We start from the raw sequence: 19,294 nt of genomic DNA, 5'->3' as shown, positions 1-19,294 counted from the left end.
CCCGAGGCAGGACTGACCCGATGAACTGGGACGAGACCGGACCCGACACCGACGAGCGGGCGGCCGACGCGGCGGCGGCGTACGACGACCGGCTGGTCACCGGCGTCGCCGACGGCGAGGACACCGCCGTCGAAGCCGCCCTGCGCCCCAAGGACCTCGACGAGTTCGTGGGCCAGGAGAAGGTCCGCGAACAGCTCGACCTCGTCCTCAAGGCCGCCCGCGCCCGGGGCGCCACCGCCGACCACGTGCTGCTCTCCGGGGCACCCGGTCTCGGCAAGACCACTCTTTCGATGATCATCGCCGCGGAGATGAACGCACCCATCCGGATTACCTCCGGGCCCGCCATCCAGCACGCCGGCGACCTCGCCGCGATCCTCTCGTCCCTCCAGGAGGGCGAGGTGCTCTTCCTGGACGAGATCCACCGCATGTCCCGGCCCGCCGAGGAGATGCTCTACATGGCGATGGAGGACTTCCGCGTCGACGTCATCGTCGGCAAGGGCCCCGGCGCCACCGCCATCCCCCTCGAACTGCCGCCCTTCACACTGGTCGGCGCCACCACCCGGGCCGGCCTGCTGCCGCCCCCGCTGAGGGACCGTTTCGGCTTCACCGGCCACATGGAGTTCTACGCCCCCGCCGAGCTGGAACGCGTCCTCCACCGCTCCGCCGGACTCCTCGACGTGGCCATCGACACCGCGGGCGCCGCCGAGATCGCCGGCCGCTCCCGGGGCACCCCCCGCATCGCCAACCGCCTGCTGCGCAGGGTCCGCGACTACGCCCAGGTCAAGGCGGACGGTGTGATCGACCGGGACATCGCGGCCGCCGCCCTCCAGGTGTACGAAGTCGACGCCCGCGGACTCGACCGGCTCGACCGGGCCGTCCTCGGCGCCCTGCTGAAACTCTTCGGCGGGGGGCCCGTCGGGCTCTCCACCCTCGCCGTCGCGGTGGGGGAGGAGCGCGAGACGGTCGAGGAGGTCGCCGAGCCCTTCCTCGTACGAGAAGGACTGCTGGCCCGCACTCCGCGCGGAAGGGTGGCCACACCGGCCGCCTGGGTCCATCTGGGAATCGCTCCGCCGCAGCACGGAGCAAAGGGACAAGCGGGCCTGTTCGGGGCGTGATGCGTCACAGCTTGACCATTTACGGAACCGGGGTGCGATGCTGGGCGTTGTTCCAGCGATGCGGACTCGCTTAGACTCCGCCGATGCCGCCCTTAAAGGTCGGTGTACCCACCCCCGTAGATACAGGCCGCATTTTCAGCGCGGTCGTGCGAAGGAAATACGTCCTGTGAGTCTCCAACTTCTTCTCCCCGTGATCCTGATCTTCGGCGTCATGTTCATGATGACCCGGTCCCAAAAGAAGAAGCAGGAGGCCGCGTCCCAGATGCGCAACGAGATGCAGCCGGGGACCGGCGTGCGCACGATCGGTGGCATGTACGCCACGGTCAAGGAGATCCAGGAGGACACCGTCCTCCTGGAGGTCGCTCCCGGCGTCCACGCGGTCTACGCGAAGAACGCCATCGGTGCCGTCCTGGACGACGCGGAGTACAACCGCATCGTCCACGGCGAGACCGAGGAGCTCGACTCCCCGAGCGTTCCGGACGACGCCTCCTCGCTCACCGACGGCGACGAGAAGATCGACCTGGAGAAGAAGTCCGTGGCCGACGACTCCGACGTCGAGGCGAAGGACGTCGAGGCGAAGGACGCCAAGGACGACGGCGACACCGGCGCGAAGTAGTCGTACGCCACGGGGACACCGCCCGCCCACCCGGGGCGCGGTCTCCCCGGTACGTCCGGTCTTCTGCGGGGGCGGGTCCCCACAACACTTCGTGGCCGCTCGGGCGCGTACCCGGCGCGGAGCGGTTGGACAGGGAGAAACGAAAAGGTGGCAGCACCGAAGAAGGGCCGAGGGCCGGCCGGTGGCGGTCAGGGAAGGCCGGGGCGTTCCCTGGCTCTCATCCTGATCGTCATGGTCGCGCTCGCTGGCGGGATGTTCCTGTCCGGCCACACCACTCCGAGACTGGGCATCGACCTGGCCGGCGGAACGTCGATCACGCTCCAGGCCAAGAGCCAGCCCGGCAAGCCGAACGCGATCAACGAGACCAACATGAACACCGCGGTCGGCATCATCGAGCGCCGTGTCAACGGTCTGGGTGTGTCCGAGGCCGAGGTTCAGACCCAGGGCTCCAGCAACATCATCGTGAACATCCCGAAGGGGACCAACTCCGAGCAGGCCCGGAAGCAGGTCGGTACGACCGCCCAGCTGTACTTCCGGCCCGTTCTGACCGTCGAGGCCAGCGGCTCCGACGCCACCCCCTCGGCTTCCGCCACCCCCTCCGGCAGCGCCTCGCCGAGCGCCTCGGCGTCGGCTTCCGCGAAGGCCACGGACGGTGAGACGGCCACGGACGGCGGGAAGTCCTCCGCGTCCCCCTCGCCGAGCGCCACCACCCAGGGCCGCGCCGTCACCGGAGCGCTGACCGAGGACACCACCCCGAGCGCCCCGGCCTCCGCCGACGCGACCGCCGCCGCCACGGACGACGCCGCCGCGACCGACGCCGCGTCGCCGAGCGCGTCGACCGACCCGGCCACCGCGAAGCTCCAGGCCGAGTTCGCCGCGCTCGACTGCTCCGACCCGAAGCAGCGCGCCGCCGCCGGCAAGGACGCCAAGGACACCGACACGATTGTCGCCTGCGGTTCCAACACCCCGGGCAGCTACGAGAAGTACGTCCTCGGCCCGGCCGCGGTCTCCGGCAGTGACGTCGACAACGCCCAGGGCGCCATCGACCAGAGCACCGGCCAGTGGATCGTCTCGATGGAGTTCACCTCCAAGGGCGCCAAGAAGTTCAACAAGATCACGTCGACGCTGGCGCAGCAGACCGCCCCGATGAACCAGTTCGCGATCGTCCTCGACGGCGAAGTGGTCTCCGCCCCCTCGGTCGCCAGCGCGCTCAGCGCCAACGCCCAGATCTCGGGCAGCTTCACCCAGCAGGAGGCCGAGGACCTCGGAAACATCCTGTCCTACGGCGCCCTGCCGCTGACCTTCAAGGAGGCCAGCGTCACCACGGTGACCGCCGCCCTCGGCGGTGAGCAGCTCCAGGCCGGTCTGATCGCCGGTGCCATCGGCCTCGCGCTGGTCGTCATCTACCTGGTTGCGTACTACCGCGGCCTCGCGTCCATCGCGCTGCTCAGCCTCCTGGTCTCGGGCATCCTCACGTACACGATCATGGCGCTGCTCGGTCCTGCCATCGGCTTCGCGCTGAACCTGCCGGCGGTCTGCGGAGCCATCGTGGCCATCGGTATCACCGCCGACTCGTTCATCGTGTACTTCGAACGAGTGAGAGACGAGATCCGCGAGGGACGCACCCTCCGGCCGGCCATCGAGCGTGCCTGGCCGCGCGCCCGCCGCACCATTCTCGTCTCCGACTTCGTGTCGTTCCTCGCCGCCGCCGTCCTCTTCGTGGTCACCGTCGGCAAGGTCCAGGGCTTCGCGTTCACGCTCGGTCTCACCACCGTGCTCGACGTCGTCGTGGTGTTCTTCTTCACCAAGCCGGTCATGACGCTGATGGGCCGGACGAAGTTCTTCTCCAGCGGTCACCCGTGGTCCGGGCTGGACCCGAAGCGGCTCGGCGCCAAGCCGCCGCTGCGCCGCTCGCGCCGTGTCAACTCCTCCACCGACCCGAAGGAGGCGTGAGATGTCGCGACTCGGCAGCATCGGCGCCCGGCTCTACCGAGGCGAGCTCGGCTACGACTTCATCGGTAAGCGCAAGATCTGGTACGGCGTCTCGATCCTGATCACCATCACGGCCATCCTCGGCCTGGCGGTCGGCGGCCTGAACATGGGCATCGAGTTCAAGGGCGGCGCGGTCTTCACGACCGACACCAAGGCCAAGATCTCCACCTCCCAGGCCCAGGAGGCGGCCGTCAGCGCCTCCGGCCACGAGGCGATCGTCCAGGAGCTCGGCAACGGCGGTCTGCGCATCCAGATCACCGAGGTCGACACCGCCAAGGCCGACGGCATCAAGACCCAGCTCTCGAAGGATCTCGGCGTTCCCGCGTCGAAGATCAACGCCGACCTGGTCGGCCCGAGCTGGGGCGAGCAGATCGCCAACAAGGCGTGGACCGGCCTCGGGATCTTCATGGTCCTCGTGGTGGTCTACCTGGCCATCGCCTTCGAGTGGCGGATGGCCGTCGCCGCCCTGGTGGCGCTGATCCACGACATCACCATCACGGTCGGCGTCTACGCCCTGGTCGGCTTCGAGGTCACCCCGGGCACCGTGATCGGTCTGCTCACCATCCTCGGTTACTCCCTCTACGACACGGTCGTCGTCTTCGACTCCCTCAAGGAGGGCCAGAAGGGGATCACCAAGCAGACCCGGTTCACCTACAGCGAGATCGCCAACAAGTCGATCAACGGCACGCTGGTGCGTTCCATCAACACCACCGTGGTCGCGCTCCTCCCCGTCGCCGGTCTGCTCTTCATCGGCGGCGGCGTCCTCGGCGCCGGCATGCTGAACGACATCTCGCTGTCGCTCTTCGTCGGTCTCGCGGCCGGCGCGTACTCCTCGATCTTCATCGCCACGCCGCTCGTCGCCGACCTCAAGGAGCGCGAGCCGCAGATGAAGGCGCTCACCAAGCGCGTTCTCGCCAAGCGTGCCGCGGCTGCGGCCAAGGGCGAGTCCGAGGAGGACGACGAGCCGCAGGACACCGTCACCGCGGGTGCGGGAGCCGGTTCCTCGGCCTCGGTGATCGGACAGCGTCGCGAGCCCGGAGACGGCCGCGGTCAGGGGAAGCGTCGATGACCACCACCGAATCCGTCCGGGAGCTGCTGCTCAGCCGCATCCGTGACGTACCCGACTACCCGAAGGCGGGCGTCCTCTTCAAGGACATCACCCCGCTGCTCGCGGACCCGGTCGCCTTCTCGGCCCTGACCGACGTCCTCGCGGAGCTGTGCGTGAAGCACGGCGCCACCCGGATCGTCGGCCTCGAAGCGCGCGGGTTCATCCTCGCCGCACCCGTCGCCGTCCGGGCGGGCCTCGGCTTCATCCCCGTGCGCAAGGCCGGAAAGCTGCCCGGAGCGACGCTCCGCCAGGCCTACGACCTGGAGTACGGCACCGCCGAGATCGAGGTGCACGCCGAGGACATCACCGCCGACGACCGGATCATGGTCATCGACGACGTCCTCGCCACCGGCGGCACCGCCGAGGCCTCGCTGCAGCTCATCCGGCGGGCGGGTGCCAAGGTCGCGGGCGTCGCGGTCCTCATGGAGCTCGGCTTCCTCGACGGCCGCGACCGTCTGGAGCCCGCCCTTCAGGGCGCTCCGCTGGAGGCATTGATCACCGTCTGACCAGCCGGCCAACGGTTGGTACGACCACGCGCGGGCACCCGGGGAACAACCGGGTGCCCGCGCGCGTTGTCAGGGCTTCCACGGTCCCCGGACGAGGAGCCACCGGTGGCTCGATACCATTGCCTTCCGGGTAGTCCGGATACGCACGAGGAGTGCCCTTGCCAGACGAGGCCAACGCAGCCGGAGCGCCGCAGCCGGAGAAGCCCGCGGCGGGGTCCGCCACGCCCTCTCCCGCGGGTGAGACCCCCGGAGGACCCGCGACTCCCGGGACGCCGCCCGCCGCACCGGAGGCCGGCGGGCCCGAGAAAGCGCCCGCTCCCGCCCTTCCGGCGCCGCCCGCCTCGAAGAACCCGGCCAGGCCCGTGAAGCCGCCCACCCCGGCGGCCCAGCCCGCCCGTACCGGCGGCTCCTCCAACCGGGTGCGCGCCCGCCTCGCCCGACTGGGCGTACAGCGCTCCAGCCCGTACAACCCGGTCCTGGAACCGCTGCTGCGCACGGTGCGGCAGAACGATCCCAAGATCGAGACGGCCACGCTCCGGCAGATCGAGCGGGCCTACCAGGTCGCCGAGCGCTGGCACCGTGGGCAGAAGCGCAAGAGCGGCGACCCGTACATCACGCACCCGCTCGCGGTCACCACGATCCTCGCCGAGCTGGGCATGGATCCGGCCACCCTGATGGCGGGGCTGCTGCACGACACCGTCGAGGACACCGAGTACGGCCTGGACACCCTGCGCCGCGACTTCGGCGACCAGGTCGCGCTGCTCGTCGACGGTGTGACCAAGCTGGACAAGGTGAAGTTCGGCGAGGCCGCCCAGGCCGAGACCGTCCGCAAGATGGTCGTCGCGATGGCCAAGGACCCCCGGGTCCTCGTCATCAAGCTCGCCGACCGGCTCCACAACATGCGCACCATGCGGTACCTCAAGCGGGAGAAGCAGGAGAAGAAGGCCCGCGAGACGCTGGAGATCTACGCGCCGCTCGCCCACCGCCTGGGCATGAACACCATCAAGTGGGAGCTGGAGGACCTCGCCTTCGCGATCCTCTACCCCAAGATGTACGACGAGATCGTCCGCCTCGTCGCCGAGCGCGCGCCCAAACGCGACGAGTACCTCGCCATAGTGACCGACGAGGTCCAGTCCGACCTGCGTGCCGCGCGCATCAAGGCCACCGTCACCGGCCGGCCGAAGCACTACTACAGCGTCTACCAGAAGATGATCGTGCGGGGCCGCGACTTCGCCGAGATCTACGACCTGGTGGGCATCCGCGTCCTCGTGGACACCGTCCGCGACTGCTACGCGGCGCTCGGCACCGTGCACGCGCGATGGAACCCGGTCCCCGGCCGGTTCAAGGACTACATCGCGATGCCCAAGTTCAACATGTACCAGTCGCTGCACACCACGGTCATCGGCCCCAGCGGCAAGCCCGTCGAACTCCAGATCCGTACGTTCGACATGCACCGCCGCGCCGAGTACGGCATCGCCGCGCACTGGAAGTACAAGCAGGAGGCCGTCGCCGGGGCGTCCAAGGTCCGCACCGACGTGCCCAAGAGCACCAGCGGCGGACGCAGCCAGGACACCGTCAACGACATGGCGTGGCTGCGCCAGCTCCTGGACTGGCAGAAGGAGACGGAAGACCCCAGCGAGTTCCTGGAGTCGCTCCGCTTCGACCTCTCGCGCAACGAGGTTTTCGTCTTCACGCCCAAGGGCGACGTGATAGCGCTGCCGGCCGGTGCGACACCGGTCGACTTCGCCTTCGCCGTCCACACCGAGGTCGGCTACCGCACGATAGGAGCGCGCGTCAACGGGCGGCTCGTACCGCTCGAATCGACGCTCGACAACGGCGACCTGGTGGAGATCTTCACCTCCAAGGCGGCCGGCGCCGGGCCGTCCCGCGACTGGCTCGGCTTCGTCAAGTCGCCCCGGGCCAGGAACAAGATCCGGGCCTGGTTCTCCAAGGAACGCCGCGACGAGGCCATCGAGCAGGGCAAGGACGCCATCGCCCGCGCGATGCGCAAGCAGAACCTGCCGATCCAGCGCATCCTGACCGGCGACTCCCTGGTCACCCTCGCGCACGAGATGCGCTACCCCGACATCTCGTCGCTGTACGCGGCGATCGGCGAGGGCCACGTCACCGCCGCCGGGGTCGTGCAGAAGCTGGTGCAGGCCCTCGGGGGCGAGGACGCCGCCAACGAGGACCTCGCCGAGAGCGCGCCGCCCTCGCGCGGCCGGAGCAAGCGCCGGGCGAACAACGACCCCGGGGTCGTCGTCAAGGGCGTCGACGACGTCTGGGTCAAGCTGGCCCGCTGCTGCACCCCCGTGCCCGGCGACCCCATCATCGGGTTCGTCACCCGGGGCAGCGGCGTCTCGGTGCACCGCGCGGACTGCGTCAACGTCGAGTCGCTGTCCCAGCAGCCGGAGCGCATTCTCGACGTCGAGTGGGCGGCGACCCAGTCCTCGGTCTTCCTGGTCGCCATCCAGGTCGAGGCGCTGGACCGCTCGCGGCTCCTCTCGGACGTCACCCGCGTCCTGTCCGACCAGCACGTCAACATCCTGTCGGCGGCCGTGCAGACCTCCCGCGACCGGGTGGCCACCTCCCGGTTCACCTTCGAGATGGGCGACCCGAAGCACCTGGGCCACGTCCTGAAGGCCGTACGCGGCGTGGAGGGCGTCTACGACGTCTACCGGGTCACCTCGGCCCGGCGTCCGTGAGCGACTGACCGAGCACGGGAAAGGGGCTCTTCGTACGCGGCCCGCGTACGAAGAGCCCCTTCCCGTGTCGCACCGAGGACGGGCGGCCCGTCAGCCGCCGAACTCCTCCAGGCCCTTCAGCGCCTGGTCGAGCAGCGCCTGCCGGCCTTCGAGCTCGCGGGAGAGCTTGTCGGCACGGGCGTTGTTGCCCGAGGCGCGGGCGGTGTCGATCTGACCGCGCAGCTTGTCCACGGCGGCCTGGAGCTGGCCGGTCAGCCCCGCGGCACGCGCACGCGCCTCGGGGTTGGTGCGGCGCCACTCCGACTCCTCGGCCTCCTGGAGCGCACGCTCCACGGCGTGCACCCGGCCCTCGACCTTCGGCCGGGCGTCGCGCGGCACGTGGCCGATGGCCTCCCAGCGCTCGTTGATGGACCGGAAGGCCGCACGGGCCGCCTTGAGGTCCGTCACCGGCACCAGCTTCTCGGCCTCGGTGGCGAGCTCCTCCTTGAGCTTGAGGTTCTCGCCCTGCTCCGCGTCGCGCTCGGCGAAGGTCGCGCTCCGGGCGGCGAAGAAGACGTCCTGCGCGCCGCGGAAGCGGCCCCACAGCTCGTCCTCGGCCTCTCGCTGGGCGCGGCCCGCCGCCTTCCACTCCGTCATCAGGTCGCGGTACCGGGCCGCGGTGTCGCCCCACTCCGTCGAGCCGGAGAGCGACTCGGCCTCGGCGACCAGCTTCTCCTTGACCTTGCGGGCATCCTCGCGCTGGGCGTCCAGCGAGGCGAAGTGGGCCTTGCGGCGCTTGGAGAACGCGGACCGGGCGTGCGAGAAACGGTGCCACAGCTCGTCGTCCGACTTGCGGTCGAGCCTGGGCAGGCCCTTCCACGTGTCGACGAGAGCCCGCAGCCGCTCACCGGCGGAACGCCACTGCTCGCTCTGCGCCAGCTCCTCGGCCTCGGCGACCAGCTTCTCCTTGGCCTGCTTGGCCTCGTCGGTCTGCTTCGCCTTCTGGACCTTGCGCTCCTCGCGGCGCGAGTCGACCGTCGCGACGAGCGCGTCCAGCCGGGTGCGCAGCGCGGCGAGGTCACCCACGGCGTGGTGCTCGTCGACCTGCGTCCGCAGGTGGTCGATCGCCGCCGTCGCGTCCTTGGACGACAGGTCGGTGGTCTTCACCCGCTTTTCGAGGAGGCCGATCTCGACCACCAAGCCCTCGTACTTGCGCTCGAAATAGGCCAGTGCCTCCTCGGGCGTTCCGGCCTGCCACGATCCGACGACCTGCTCGCCCTCGGAAGTACGCACGTACACGGTGCCTGTCTCGTCGACACGGCCCCACGGGTCGCTGCTCACAGCGCCTCCTCCACCTGATACCTGCGAGGGGGTGGGCCCCCCGGGCATCGTCCACAGTTCCTGGGGGCGGGCCGCGCCCGCCCTGCACCACGCCAATCTAGGCGACCGGCGGCCCGGCTGTCCGCACTCAGCGCGGCTGGATTTCTCCGGTACGGGCCGGTCCGGGCCCCCGCGGGCGTTCGTACCGGGTATTTGCGGCAACTCCGACAACACGGAGCCCCGGCCACCGGGTCGACCGGCCGCCGGGGCTCCGCGGAGCGGGGTGGCTCACTCCTTGTCGACGGTCACCTTGGAGACGTTCACGGCCTTCTTCGGAGCACCGTCGGTGGCACCGCCGTCGACGCCCGCCTCGGCGATCGCCTGGACGGCCTTCAGCGAGGCGTCGTCCATCGTGCCGAACGGCGTGTACGTCGGGGGCAGCTTGGAGTCCTTGTACACGAGGAAGTACTGGCTGCCGCCGGTGTGCGCCTGGCCCGTGTTGGCCATGGCGACCGTGCCCGCCGGGAACGTCACCGTGCCGTCGGCGCCCGCCTTGCCGAGGGCGGTGAGGTTCTCGTCCGGGATGGTGTAGCCGGGACCGCCGGTGCCGTCGCCCTTGGGGTCGCCGCACTGGAGGACGAATATGCCTTCCGTCACGAGGCGGTGGCACTTCGTACCGTCGAAGAACTTCTTGTCGGCGAGGTACTTGAACGAGTTCGTCGTGTGCGGGGTCTTCGACGCGTCCATCGTGAACTTCAGGTCACCCTGGTCGGTCTTGACGTCCATGGAGTACTTGGCCGTCTTGTCGATCGTGACCTTGGGCTCGGGCGCCGCGCTCTCACTGGCGGACGGCGACGGAGACGCGGAGGCGCTCGCCGAGGCCTGGGCCTTCTTGCCGGTGTCGTCGTCGTTCCCCACGGTCACGTAGATGACCACGCCTATGACGACGGCCACCGCAACCGCGGAGGAGATTATCGCGGTGAGCCGCCGGGTGCGCCGGCGCGCCTCCTCCCGGCGCTGCTGCTGCCGCTCGTACTTCTCCCGGGCGAGCTGCCGCCGCCGCTGATCGCTGCTGACCACCGGATGGTCTCCTTGTACGTTCGTATGGGTGGGGCCTGGGCTGCCCGTACCGTATATGGGTTAGCTGTGGAATGAGGAGCGCCGGTAGGCTCTGATCTGCCGCGCAGGCTGTCGCGGCCCCATTTCCACCGGACTGACCGCCGGACGAACGCCGGACCGAACCGCCGGGAACGCCGGACCGAACGAAGGACGATCGTGCTCATTGCCGGGTTTCCCGCCGGGGCCTGGGGGACCAACTGTTATCTGGTCGCCCCCGCCGCCGGCGAGGAGTGCGTGATCATCGACCCGGGTCACCAGGCCACCCAGGGAGTCGAGGACGCGCTCCGGAAGCACCGGCTCAAGCCCGTCGCGGTCGTGCTCACCCACGGACACATCGACCACGTCGCCTCGGTCGTCCCGCTCTGCGGCTCCCACGACGTGCCCGCCTGGATCCACCCCCGGGACCGTTACATGATGAGCGACCCGGAGAAGGCCCTCGGCCGCTCCATCGGGATGCCGATCATGGGCGAGCTGACCATCGGTGAGCCGGACGACGTGAAGGAACTCACCGACGGCGCGCGTCTGGAGCTTGCCGGGCTGGAGTTCGGCGTCGCGCACGCACCCGGCCATACGAAGGGGTCGGTGACGTTCAGGATGCCCGAGGCCGGCGACGTACCGCCGGTCCTCTTCTCGGGCGACCTGCTCTTCGCCGGCTCCGTCGGACGCACCGACCTGCCCGGCGGCGACCACGCCGAGCTGCTCGAGTCGCTGGCCCGCGTGTGCCTGCCGCTCGACGACTCGACCGTGGTGCTGTCCGGCCACGGCCCCCAGACGACCATCGGCCGCGAGCGCACCACCAACCCGTTCCTGAACGGGCTGGACGCGCCGCGCCGCGGAATGTGACGAGAGATCTTCCTGTGAGTACTTTCCAGGCCCCCAAGGGCACCTACGACCTCATCCCGCCGGACTCCGCGAAGTTCCTGGCGGTCCGTGAGGCCATCTCCGCCCCGCTGCGCAGCTCCGGGTACGGCTACATCGAGACCCCGGGCTTCGAGGACGTGAACCTCTTCGCCCGCGGAGTCGGCGAGTCCACCGACATCGTCACCAAGGAGATGTACACCCTCACCACCAAGGGCGGCGACGAGCTCGCGCTGCGCCCCGAGGGGACCGCCTCCGTCCTGCGCGCCGCGCTGGAGGCCAACCTCCACAAGGCCGGGAACCTGCCGGTCAAGCTCTGGTACTCCGGCTCGTACTACCGCTACGAGCGTCCGCAGAAGGGCCGCTACCGCCACTTCTCGCAGGTCGGTGCCGAGGCCATCGGTACCGAGGACCCGGTGCTCGACGCCGAGCTGATCATCCTGGCCGACCAGGCGTACCGCTCGCTGGGGCTGACCGGCTTCCGCATCCTGCTGAACTCGCTCGGCGACAAGGAGTGCCGCCCGGTCTACCGCGAGGCGCTCCAGGGCTTCCTGCGCGACCTCGACCTCGACGAGGAGACCCGCCGCCGTATCGAGATCAACCCGTTGCGGGTGCTCGACGACAAGCGGCCCGAGGTGCAGAAGCAGCTCGGCGGCGCCCCGAAGCTGGGCGACTACCTCTGCGACGCCTGCAAGGCGTACCACGAGGAGGTGCGCGGCCTGCTGACCGCCGCCGGGGTCGCGTACGAGGACGACGAGAAGCTCGTCCGCGGCCTCGACTACTACACCCGCACCACCTTCGAGTTCGTCCACGACGGTCTGGGCTCGCAGTCGGCGGTGGGCGGCGGCGGCCGGTACGACGGCCTCTCCGAGATGATCGGCGGCCCCGCGCTGCCGTCGGTCGGCTGGGCGCTCGGCGTGGACCGCACGGTGCTGGCGCTGGAGGCCGAGGGCATCGAACTGGACATCCCCGCCGCGACCAGCGTGTACGCCGTACCGCTGGGTGAGGAGGCCCGCCGGGTGCTCTTCGGCGTGGTGACCGCGCTGCGCAAGGAGGGCATCGCCGCCGACTTCGCGTTCGGCGGCCGGGGTCTCAAGGGCGCGATGAAGAGCGCCAACCGCTCGGGGGCGCGGTACACGATCGTCGCCGGCGAGCGCGACCTCGCCGAGGGCCTGGTCCAGCTCAAGGACATGGAGTCGGGCGAGCAGACGGCGGTGCCGCTGGACGGCATCACCGAGGCGGTGCGCGCGCGGCTCGCCTGATCGGCGCGGCAGTACGTACGTGAGACGTGAGAGGGGGGGGGCGGGGGGGGGGCCCGGGCGGCCCCCCCCCCCCCCCCCCCCTCTCACGTCCAGCCGCGCTGTCAACCTCGCGTTCCGTGCGTCATTCGCCAGAGCGATACCCGTGCGTGTACGCGGCGGGGGCGGGTGACGTCGTGATCCGTCCTCCCGGACGCGTTCCGCCACGCCAGAGCCGTGCACCCCGCCCGTCCCCGGGGGAAGGAGTGCCCGGCCCTCGTACGTCCTTATGCGGATCGAACGGAAGACCCGAACGGTGGTACGGCAGAATGACCGTGCCCGGTCGGACACTCAGCGATGGAACGGCGATATGACGACTGCAGCGGTAGATCACCACTCCTCGACCCAGGCCGAGAGCGGCGGAAGGACCATCGGGAGCGGCCGCGCCCTCGCGCTGCTGCTGGTGATCACGGGGGCGGCCGGACTGCTGGCCGCCTGGGTCATCACCATCGACAAGTTCAAGCTCCTGGAAGACCCCGGCTTCACACCGGGCTGCAGCCTCAACCCGGTGGTCGCCTGCGGCAACGTGATGAAGAGCGAGCAGGCGTCCGCCTTCGGGTTCCCGAACCCGATGATCGGACTCGTCGCCTACTCCGTGGTGATCGGCATCGGCATGGCGCTGCTCGCCGGAGCCCGGTTCCGTTCCTGGTACTGGCTCGGCCTCAACGCCGGCACCCTCTTCGGCGTCGGCTTCTGCACCTGGCTCCAGTACCAGTCGCTGTACAACATCAACTCGCTCTGCCTCTGGTGCTGCCTGGCCTGGGTCGCCACGATCTTCATGTTCTGCTACGTCACCATCCACAACGTGAAGCACCGCATCCTGCCCGCGCCGTCCTGGCTGCGGAACGGCCTCGTCGAGTTCCACTGGGCGCCCCCGGTGCTCTGGATCGGCATCATCGGCATGCTGATCCTGACCCGCTGGTGGGACTTCTGGACCAGCTGACCGGGCGCCCGCACCGACGGCCGTCGTCCGGCCCCGGACGGCGGCCCCGGCGCCCTGTCGGTGCGGTGGCTTAGGCTTCCTGACGTGGAGCCCGATCTTTTTACCGCAGCAGCCGAAGAACGCCAGGAGAAGGACCCGTCGAGCAGCCCCCTCGCTGTCCGGATGCGCCCCCGGGTCCTGGACGAGGTGGTCGGCCAGCAGCATCTGCTGAAGCAGGGCTCCCCGCTGCGCAGGCTCGTCGGTGAGGGCAGCGGCGGCCCGGCCGGCCCGTCCTCGGTGATCCTCTGGGGCCCGCCCGGCACCGGAAAGACCACCCTCGCCTACGTGGTCAGCAAGGCCACCAACAAGCGCTTCGTCGAACTCTCCGCGATCACCGCCGGCGTCAAGGAGGTCCGGGCCGTCATCGACGGCGCCCGCCGGGCCACCGGCGGCTTCGGCAAGGAGACCGTCCTCTTCCTCGACGAGATCCACCGCTTCTCCAAGGCCCAGCAGGACTCCCTGCTCCCCGCCGTCGAGAACCGCTGGGTCACCCTCATCGCCGCGACCACCGAGAACCCCTACTTCTCCATCATCTCGCCGCTGCTGTCGCGCTCGCTGCTGCTCACCCTGGAGCCGCTCACCGACGACGACCTGCGCGCCCTGCTGCACCGCGCGCTCGCCGAGGAACGCGGACTCGGTGGCGCGCTGACCCTCGCCGAGGAGGCGGAGGCCCACCTGCTCCGCATCGCGGGCGGTGACGCCCGCCGCGCGCTCACCGCGCTGGAGGCCGCCGCCGGGGCGGCCCTGGCGAAGCACGAGCCGGAGATCACCCTCTCCACGGTCGAGGAGACGGTCGACCGGGCCGCCGTGAAGTACGACCGGGACGGCGACCAGCACTACGACGTGGCGAGCGCCCTGATCAAGTCGATCCGCGGCTCGGACGTCGACGCGGCGCTGCACTATCTGGCGCGCATGATCGAGGCGGGGGAGGACCCCCGGTTCATCGCCCGCCGGCTGATGATCTCGGCCAGCGAGGACATCGGTCTGGCAGACCCGACCGCGCTGCCGACGGCCGTGGCCGCCGCCCAGGCCGTCGCCCTGATCGGCTTCCCCGAGGCAGCTCTCACCCTCAGCCACGCCACCATTGCGCTGGCCCTCGCCCCCAAATCGAACGCCGCCACCCTGGCGATCATGGCCGCCCGGGAGGACGTCCGGAAGGGACTGGCCGGCCCGGTCCCGGCCCATCTGCGGGACGGCCACTACGCGGGCGCCGCCAAGCTCGGGCACGCCCAGGGGTACGTCTACCCGCACGACGTCCCCGGCGCCATCGCCGCCCAGGAGTACGCCCCCGAGGCGGTGCGGGGCCGCCAGTACTACACCCCCACCCGGTACGGAGCCGAGGCCCGGTACGCCGACGTGGCCGACCGGGTCCGCGAGCGCCTCGGCCGCACGGGCGGCGACGCCGGCTGACCTGGGGCATGCCGTCGCAGTGCCGTACCGGAACAGGTCACACCCGCCCCCGGTACGAGCGGCTCCGCGGAGCAGGTAGTCTGTAGACGAGTTCGTGTGCGTTCGGGTTGCTGACGGCAGCCCGACGGTCTTCAAGCCCGCTGGGACGCGGCTGACCACGATCAGATCGGCCTTCCGTCGCTTACGGCACCTTTGTGTGTGCCGTCGCTGCTTCGTGACGTCCGTGATGTGTCGTGGTGTTCCCAGGGTGAGAAGCGCGATCTCCCCACTGAGGTAAACCCCTACAACGGAGGTCTGGAGAACGTGCCTAACCAGTCGCGTCCCAAGGTCAAGAAGTCGCGTGCCCTCGGCATCGCTCTGACGCCCAAGGCTGTCAAGTACTTCGAAGCGCGTCCGTACCCGCCGGGCGAGCACGGCCGTGGCCGCAAGCAGAACTCGGACTACAAGGTCCGTCTGCTGGAGAAGCAGCGCCTGCGTGCGCAGTACGACATCAGCGAGCGCCAGATGGCGCGCGCGTACGACCGCGCCAAGAAGGCCGAAGGCAAGACCGGCGAGGCGCTCGTCGTCGAGCTGGAGCGCCGCCTCGACGCCCTGGTCCTGCGTTCGGGCATCGCCCGCACCATCTACCAGGCCCGTCAGATGGTCGTCCACGGCCACATCGAGGTCAACGGTGGCAAGGTCGACAAGCCGTCGTTCCGCGTGCGCCCCGACGACATCGTCCAGGTCCGCGAGCGCAGCCGCTCCAAGGTCCCCTTCCAGGTGGCCCGCGAGGGTGGTTACGACACCGACGGTGAGACCCCGCGCTACCTCCAGGTGAACCTGAAGGCCCTGGCCTTCCGCCTGGACCGGGACCCGAACCGCAAGGAAATCCCGGTCATCTGCGACGAGCAGCTCGTCGTCGAGTACTACGCCCGCTGATCCAGGCGCAGCGCTCGCATCAGAGCTCGGGCCCGCCCCTCCCGGTCATCCGGGAGGAGGCGGGCCTTCGCGTTTCCCCGGGCGCCGGGACCTTCGCCGGACGGCAGCCCTCCGACGGCGAGGACCCCTCCGCGGCACCCGGGTGCCCGCCGGCCAGCGCGCGCCGGACCGCGGAGTCGAAGTCCAGCAGCGCCCCGGCCCGCACCGCGGCGTCGTAGGCGGCGTCGCCCAGCTCCCGCCGGGCCCGCCCGGCGCACTCCGCGCGCGGAGTGCCGTAATGGGCCGAGCCGAAGACCGGCACCCCCACGGACGGCCAGATGGACGAAGCGGCCCCCTGGAGCACCGCGGCCTCCGTCGCGTCGCCCTCCACGACGGTCAGCAGCGCCACCAGCTCCAGGCAGATGGCGACGCCCAGCAGATCGTGGAACCGGTGGCCGGTGGCCAGCGCCTCCAGGACCATCCGGCGGCACTGCCCGCGGCGGTCCTGCCGCAGTGCCACGTAGGCCAGGACGTACAGCGCGTACGCACGGACCCACCGCTCCCCGTGGTCCTCGCAGATCTCCGCGACCTCCCGGCAGTTGGCGGCCGCGTCCTCCGGATCTCCCAGGAACACCCGCGCCATGCCCAGCTCCACCTGGGCCATCAGGACGTTGCTGTTCAGCTCGCCCACCTCCCGGTAGCGCGCCAGCGCGTCCCGCAGCAACTCCTCCGCGCGCACCAGGTCGTCGGTGACCAGGGCCAGGCAGCCCGTCCGGTGCACCGCGTACGCGGCCGCCGCCTCGTCCCCGGACTGCTCCGCCCCGTCCCGGCACGCCTGGAGCGCGGAGAGCGCGCCGATCGTGTCGCCCTGGAGCACCGCCACGTACCCCAGCACCCACTGCGCCTTCAGCCGCGACGGATCGTGGCCGGCCTCCTCGTCGAGCACGTGCTCCAGCCAGAACCGGCCCTCGGCGAGCCGACCGCAGCCGACCCAGAAATACCAGAGGGTTCCCGCCAGGTACTGCGCGAGGTGGACCTCGTCCGAGGACTCCAGCGAGCACTCCATCGCTCTGCGGAGGTTGGGGAGTTCGCAGGCGACGCGGGCCGCCACCACTTCCTGCCGGGGTGAGAACCAGTCCAGTTCGCACCAGGTCGCGAGCCCGAGGAACCAGTCCCGGTGCCGCCTTTGCAGGCGTTCCGCGTCCCCGGTGGCCGACAGCCACTGCGCCCCGTACTCGCGGATCGTGTCCAGCAGCCGGTAGCGGGTGCCTGCGGGGGAGTCCTCGCGCACCACCACGGACTGGGCGAGGAGCGCGTCCAGCACGTCCAGCACGGTGTCGGCGGGCAGGTCCGGACCACCGCAGATGTACTCCGCGGCCTCCAGGTCGAACTGCCCGGCGAAGACCGAGAGCCGCGCCCACAGCAGCCGCTCCTCGGGCGCGCAGAGCTCATGGCTCCAGCCGATCGCCGTCCGCAGGGTCTGGTGGCGCGGCGGGGCGCTCCGGCTGCCGCCCGTCAGCAGCCGGAACCGGTCGTCCAGCCGCTGGAGGATCTGCTCCGGCGCCAGCGCCGGCATCCGCCCGGCGGCGAGCTCCAGGGCGAGCGGAATCCCGTCGAGCCGCCGGCACAGCTCCCGTACGGTCTCCAGGGCCGCCCCGGTGAGCGCGAAGCCGGGGCGGACCGCCTTCGCGCGGGTGGCGAACAGCTCCAGCGCGTCCTCGTCGCCCATCGGCGCGAGCGGATGGAGCACCTCGCCGTCCACCCTCAGCGGGAGGCGGCCCGCGGCCAGCACCCGCAGCCGCGGCGCCCGGCGCAGCAGCTCCTGGACCAGGTCCGCGCAGGCCCCGACGTGCTGCTCGTACCCGTCGAGGACCAGCAGCACCTCACGGTCGGCGAGATGGTCGAGCAGGATCGTCCGGGGCGGCCTGAGGGTGTGGTCGGTGAGCCCCAGCGCGTCGACCACCGCGTGCTCCAGTAGGTCGGCGTCGCCCAGGCCGGAGAGCTCGGCGACGCCGACCCCGTGGCAGTACCGTTTCTCCGCGAGTGAGGCGAGGCGCACCGCGCATCGGGTCTTCCCGACGCCGGCCACGCCGACCACGGTGACCAGCCGGGATTCCTCCAGCAGGGCGCCGAGAGCGGCGAGATCGTCGTGGCGCCCGACGAAGGGGTTCAGCTCCGCGGGCAGCCCGCCGCGGCGGGGGGAGTGCCCGGAGCCCTGATCGTCGGGCTCGGGGAACCGGCCCTGAAGGCGTCGCATGAAACACGCAGAGTACTGGCTCGGAAGCGCAGCGTACAAACTTCTTCCCGGAACGCCGCCGCGGCCACCGGTAATGCGGTACGGGGCGTGACGCCCGGCGCGATAGGCTCGTGGGAACGACGACTGGCCGGGTGGCGGGCTCGCGCCCGGGCGCCGCGGCCGGTCCGGGCGGTGACAGGCCCCGCTGGCCGGGGCGAGCGACAAGCAGGGAGCGGTGCACTGTGTCCGGTGGAGAGGTGGCCGGGATCCTGGTGGCCGTCTTCTGGGCGATCCTGGTCTCGTTCCTCGCCGTGGTGCTGGTGAGGCTGGCCCAGACGCTCAGGGCGACCACCAAGCTCGTGGCGGACGTGACCGAACAGGCCGTGCCGCTGCTCGCCGACGCCTCCGCGACCGTACGCTCCGCGCAGACCCAGCTGGACAAGGTCGACGCCATCGCGTCGGACGTCCAGGAGGTCACCTCCAACGCCTCCGCCCTCTCCACCACCGTCGCGTCGACCTTCGGCGGCCCCCTGGTGAAGGTCGCGGCCTTCGGCTACGGCGTCCGCCAGGCCCTCGGCCGCCGGACCGCGCCGGAGCCCGCGCGTGAGAGCGCGGCCGCCCGCCGTACCGTGGTCGTCGGACGAACCGTGCCGTCCGCCCGCAAGAAGCGGAGCGGGCGCAGCTCCCGCGGACAGAAGGACTGAACCAGCGATGTTCCGCCGAACCTTCTGGTTCACCGCCGGCGCAGCCGCCGGCGTGTGGGCCACCACCAAGGTGAACCGCAAGATCAAGCAGCTCAGCCCCGAGAGCCTCGCGGCGCAGGCCGCGGACAAGGCGATCGAGGCCGGCCACCGGCTCAAGGACTTCGCCCTCGACGTGCGCGAGGGCATGGTCCGGCGCGAGGCCGAACTCGGCGGAGCGCTCGGCCTGGACGCACCGCTCGACCCGGAGCTTCCCGTACGGCACCACCGCGCCGTCGGAGCGGCCTCACCCGCGCACCGCGCTGACGAGGCCCCCCTGTACCGCGCCCTCCCCTACAACTCGAACAACCGGAATGAGGACCACTGATGGAGTCGGCCGAAATTCGCCGTCGCTGGCTGAGCTACTTCGAGGAGCGCGGCCACACCGTCGTCCCTTCGGCGTCGCTCATCGC

The 19,294-nt window shown here is 70.7% G+C and carries 16 protein-coding genes; 13 read left to right on the top strand and 3 right to left on the bottom strand.

The annotated features are described in order from the left end of the window. Positions 1 to 20: 20 nt before the first annotated feature. The 6 genes from ruvB (at position 21) to ACFZAX_RS30335 (ending at position 8,042) form a co-directional block, all read left to right on the top strand. On the top strand, positions 21 to 1,115 hold the full coding sequence (ruvB, locus tag ACFZAX_RS30360; protein ID WP_390965512.1) for a Holliday junction branch migration DNA helicase RuvB: 1,095 nt from the start codon (positions 21 to 23) through the stop codon (positions 1,113 to 1,115). 166 nt (positions 1,116 to 1,281) lie between these two features. Further along, positions 1,282 to 1,731, top strand: a complete 450-nt coding sequence (gene yajC, locus ACFZAX_RS30355) for a preprotein translocase subunit YajC (RefSeq protein ID WP_390965511.1) — start codon at positions 1,282 to 1,284, stop codon at positions 1,729 to 1,731. Between the two features lie 147 nt (positions 1,732 to 1,878). Then, complete coding sequence (secD, locus tag ACFZAX_RS30350) at positions 1,879 to 3,684, top strand: protein translocase subunit SecD (RefSeq protein ID WP_390965510.1); 1,806 nt, start codon at positions 1,879 to 1,881, stop codon at positions 3,682 to 3,684. Between the two features lies 1 nt (position 3,685). Continuing rightward, a complete protein-coding gene (gene secF, locus ACFZAX_RS30345) occupies positions 3,686 to 4,792 on the top strand; it encodes a protein translocase subunit SecF (protein ID WP_390965509.1) in 1,107 nt (368 codons plus the stop codon). Next, a complete protein-coding gene (locus tag ACFZAX_RS30340) occupies positions 4,789 to 5,337 on the top strand; it encodes an adenine phosphoribosyltransferase (RefSeq protein WP_390965508.1) in 549 nt (182 codons plus the stop codon). The genes secF and ACFZAX_RS30340 overlap by 4 nt, the downstream gene beginning before the upstream one ends. Before the next feature lie 362 nt (positions 5,338 to 5,699). Then, a complete protein-coding gene (locus tag ACFZAX_RS30335; protein ID WP_390965507.1) occupies positions 5,700 to 8,042 on the top strand; it encodes a RelA/SpoT family protein in 2,343 nt (780 codons plus the stop codon). Between the two features lie 90 nt (positions 8,043 to 8,132). On the opposite strand, the gene ACFZAX_RS30330 is transcribed toward ACFZAX_RS30335, so the two are convergent. Together ACFZAX_RS30330 and ACFZAX_RS30325 are read right to left on the bottom strand one after the other, a co-directional pair. Next, a complete protein-coding gene (locus tag ACFZAX_RS30330; RefSeq protein ID WP_390965506.1) occupies positions 8,133 to 9,362 on the bottom strand; it encodes a DUF349 domain-containing protein in 1,230 nt (409 codons plus the stop codon). 267 nt (positions 9,363 to 9,629) lie between these two features. Continuing rightward, entirely contained in the window at positions 9,630 to 10,421 is a 792-nt protein-coding gene (locus tag ACFZAX_RS30325; RefSeq protein WP_390965505.1) for a peptidylprolyl isomerase, read from the bottom strand. Between the two features lie 195 nt (positions 10,422 to 10,616). Here ACFZAX_RS30325 and ACFZAX_RS30320 point away from each other — a divergent pair, with 195 nt between their 5' ends. From ACFZAX_RS30320 to rpsD, 5 genes are all read left to right on the top strand, one after another. Continuing rightward, positions 10,617 to 11,303: an MBL fold metallo-hydrolase gene (locus ACFZAX_RS30320; RefSeq protein ID WP_327174705.1), complete on the top strand. Its 687-nt coding sequence runs from the start codon at positions 10,617 to 10,619 to the stop codon at positions 11,301 to 11,303. Positions 11,304 to 11,317: 14 nt separating this feature from the next. Continuing rightward, on the top strand, positions 11,318 to 12,580 hold the full coding sequence (gene hisS, locus ACFZAX_RS30315; RefSeq protein WP_390965504.1) for a histidine--tRNA ligase: 1,263 nt from the start codon (positions 11,318 to 11,320) through the stop codon (positions 12,578 to 12,580). Between the two features lie 346 nt (positions 12,581 to 12,926). Then, positions 12,927 to 13,559, top strand: coding sequence for a vitamin K epoxide reductase family protein (locus tag ACFZAX_RS30310; protein ID WP_327174703.1), 633 nt, complete (start codon positions 12,927 to 12,929; stop codon positions 13,557 to 13,559). Between the two features lie 84 nt (positions 13,560 to 13,643). Further along, complete coding sequence (locus tag ACFZAX_RS30305; protein WP_390965503.1) at positions 13,644 to 15,008, top strand: AAA family ATPase; 1,365 nt, start codon at positions 13,644 to 13,646, stop codon at positions 15,006 to 15,008. Between the two features lie 303 nt (positions 15,009 to 15,311). Continuing rightward, positions 15,312 to 15,926, top strand: coding sequence for a 30S ribosomal protein S4 (gene rpsD, locus ACFZAX_RS30300; protein ID WP_003970343.1), 615 nt, complete (start codon positions 15,312 to 15,314; stop codon positions 15,924 to 15,926). Between the two features lie 19 nt (positions 15,927 to 15,945). On the opposite strand, the gene ACFZAX_RS30295 is transcribed toward rpsD, so the two are convergent. Then, entirely contained in the window at positions 15,946 to 18,162 is a 2,217-nt protein-coding gene (locus ACFZAX_RS30295; protein WP_390965502.1) for an ATP-binding protein, read from the bottom strand. Between the two features lie 236 nt (positions 18,163 to 18,398). Between ACFZAX_RS30295 and ACFZAX_RS30290 the strand changes: the two genes are divergently transcribed. Next, on the top strand, positions 18,399 to 18,845 hold the full coding sequence (locus tag ACFZAX_RS30290; RefSeq protein WP_390965593.1) for a DUF948 domain-containing protein: 447 nt from the start codon (positions 18,399 to 18,401) through the stop codon (positions 18,843 to 18,845). Positions 18,846 to 18,852: 7 nt separating this feature from the next. After that, complete coding sequence (locus ACFZAX_RS30285) at positions 18,853 to 19,209, top strand: DUF6167 family protein (RefSeq protein ID WP_390965501.1); 357 nt, start codon at positions 18,853 to 18,855, stop codon at positions 19,207 to 19,209. The last annotated feature ends 85 nt before the right edge of the window (positions 19,210 to 19,294 follow it).

The organism is Streptomyces sp. NPDC008125 (genome assembly GCF_042957125.1).
Taxonomy (GTDB): Bacteria; Actinomycetota; Actinomycetes; order Streptomycetales; family Streptomycetaceae; genus Streptomyces.
Note: the sequence above shows the minus strand (reverse complement) of the source record. Positions and strands in the feature narration are given on the sequence as shown.

Coding starts and splice junctions, on each gene's coding strand:
- ruvB (WP_390965512.1), top strand. CDS start 21: ATGAACTGGGACGAGACCGGACCCGACACCGACGAGCGGGCGGCCGAC.
- secF (WP_390965509.1), top strand. CDS start 3,686: ATGTCGCGACTCGGCAGCATCGGCGCCCGGCTCTACCGAGGCGAGCTC.
- ACFZAX_RS30340 (WP_390965508.1), top strand. CDS start 4,789: ATGACCACCACCGAATCCGTCCGGGAGCTGCTGCTCAGCCGCATCCGT.
- ACFZAX_RS30310 (WP_327174703.1), top strand. CDS start 12,927: ATGACGACTGCAGCGGTAGATCACCACTCCTCGACCCAGGCCGAGAGC.
- ACFZAX_RS30295 (WP_390965502.1), bottom strand. CDS start 18,162: ATGCGACGCCTTCAGGGCCGGTTCCCCGAGCCCGACGATCAGGGCTCC.
- ACFZAX_RS30285 (WP_390965501.1), top strand. CDS start 18,853: ATGTTCCGCCGAACCTTCTGGTTCACCGCCGGCGCAGCCGCCGGCGTG.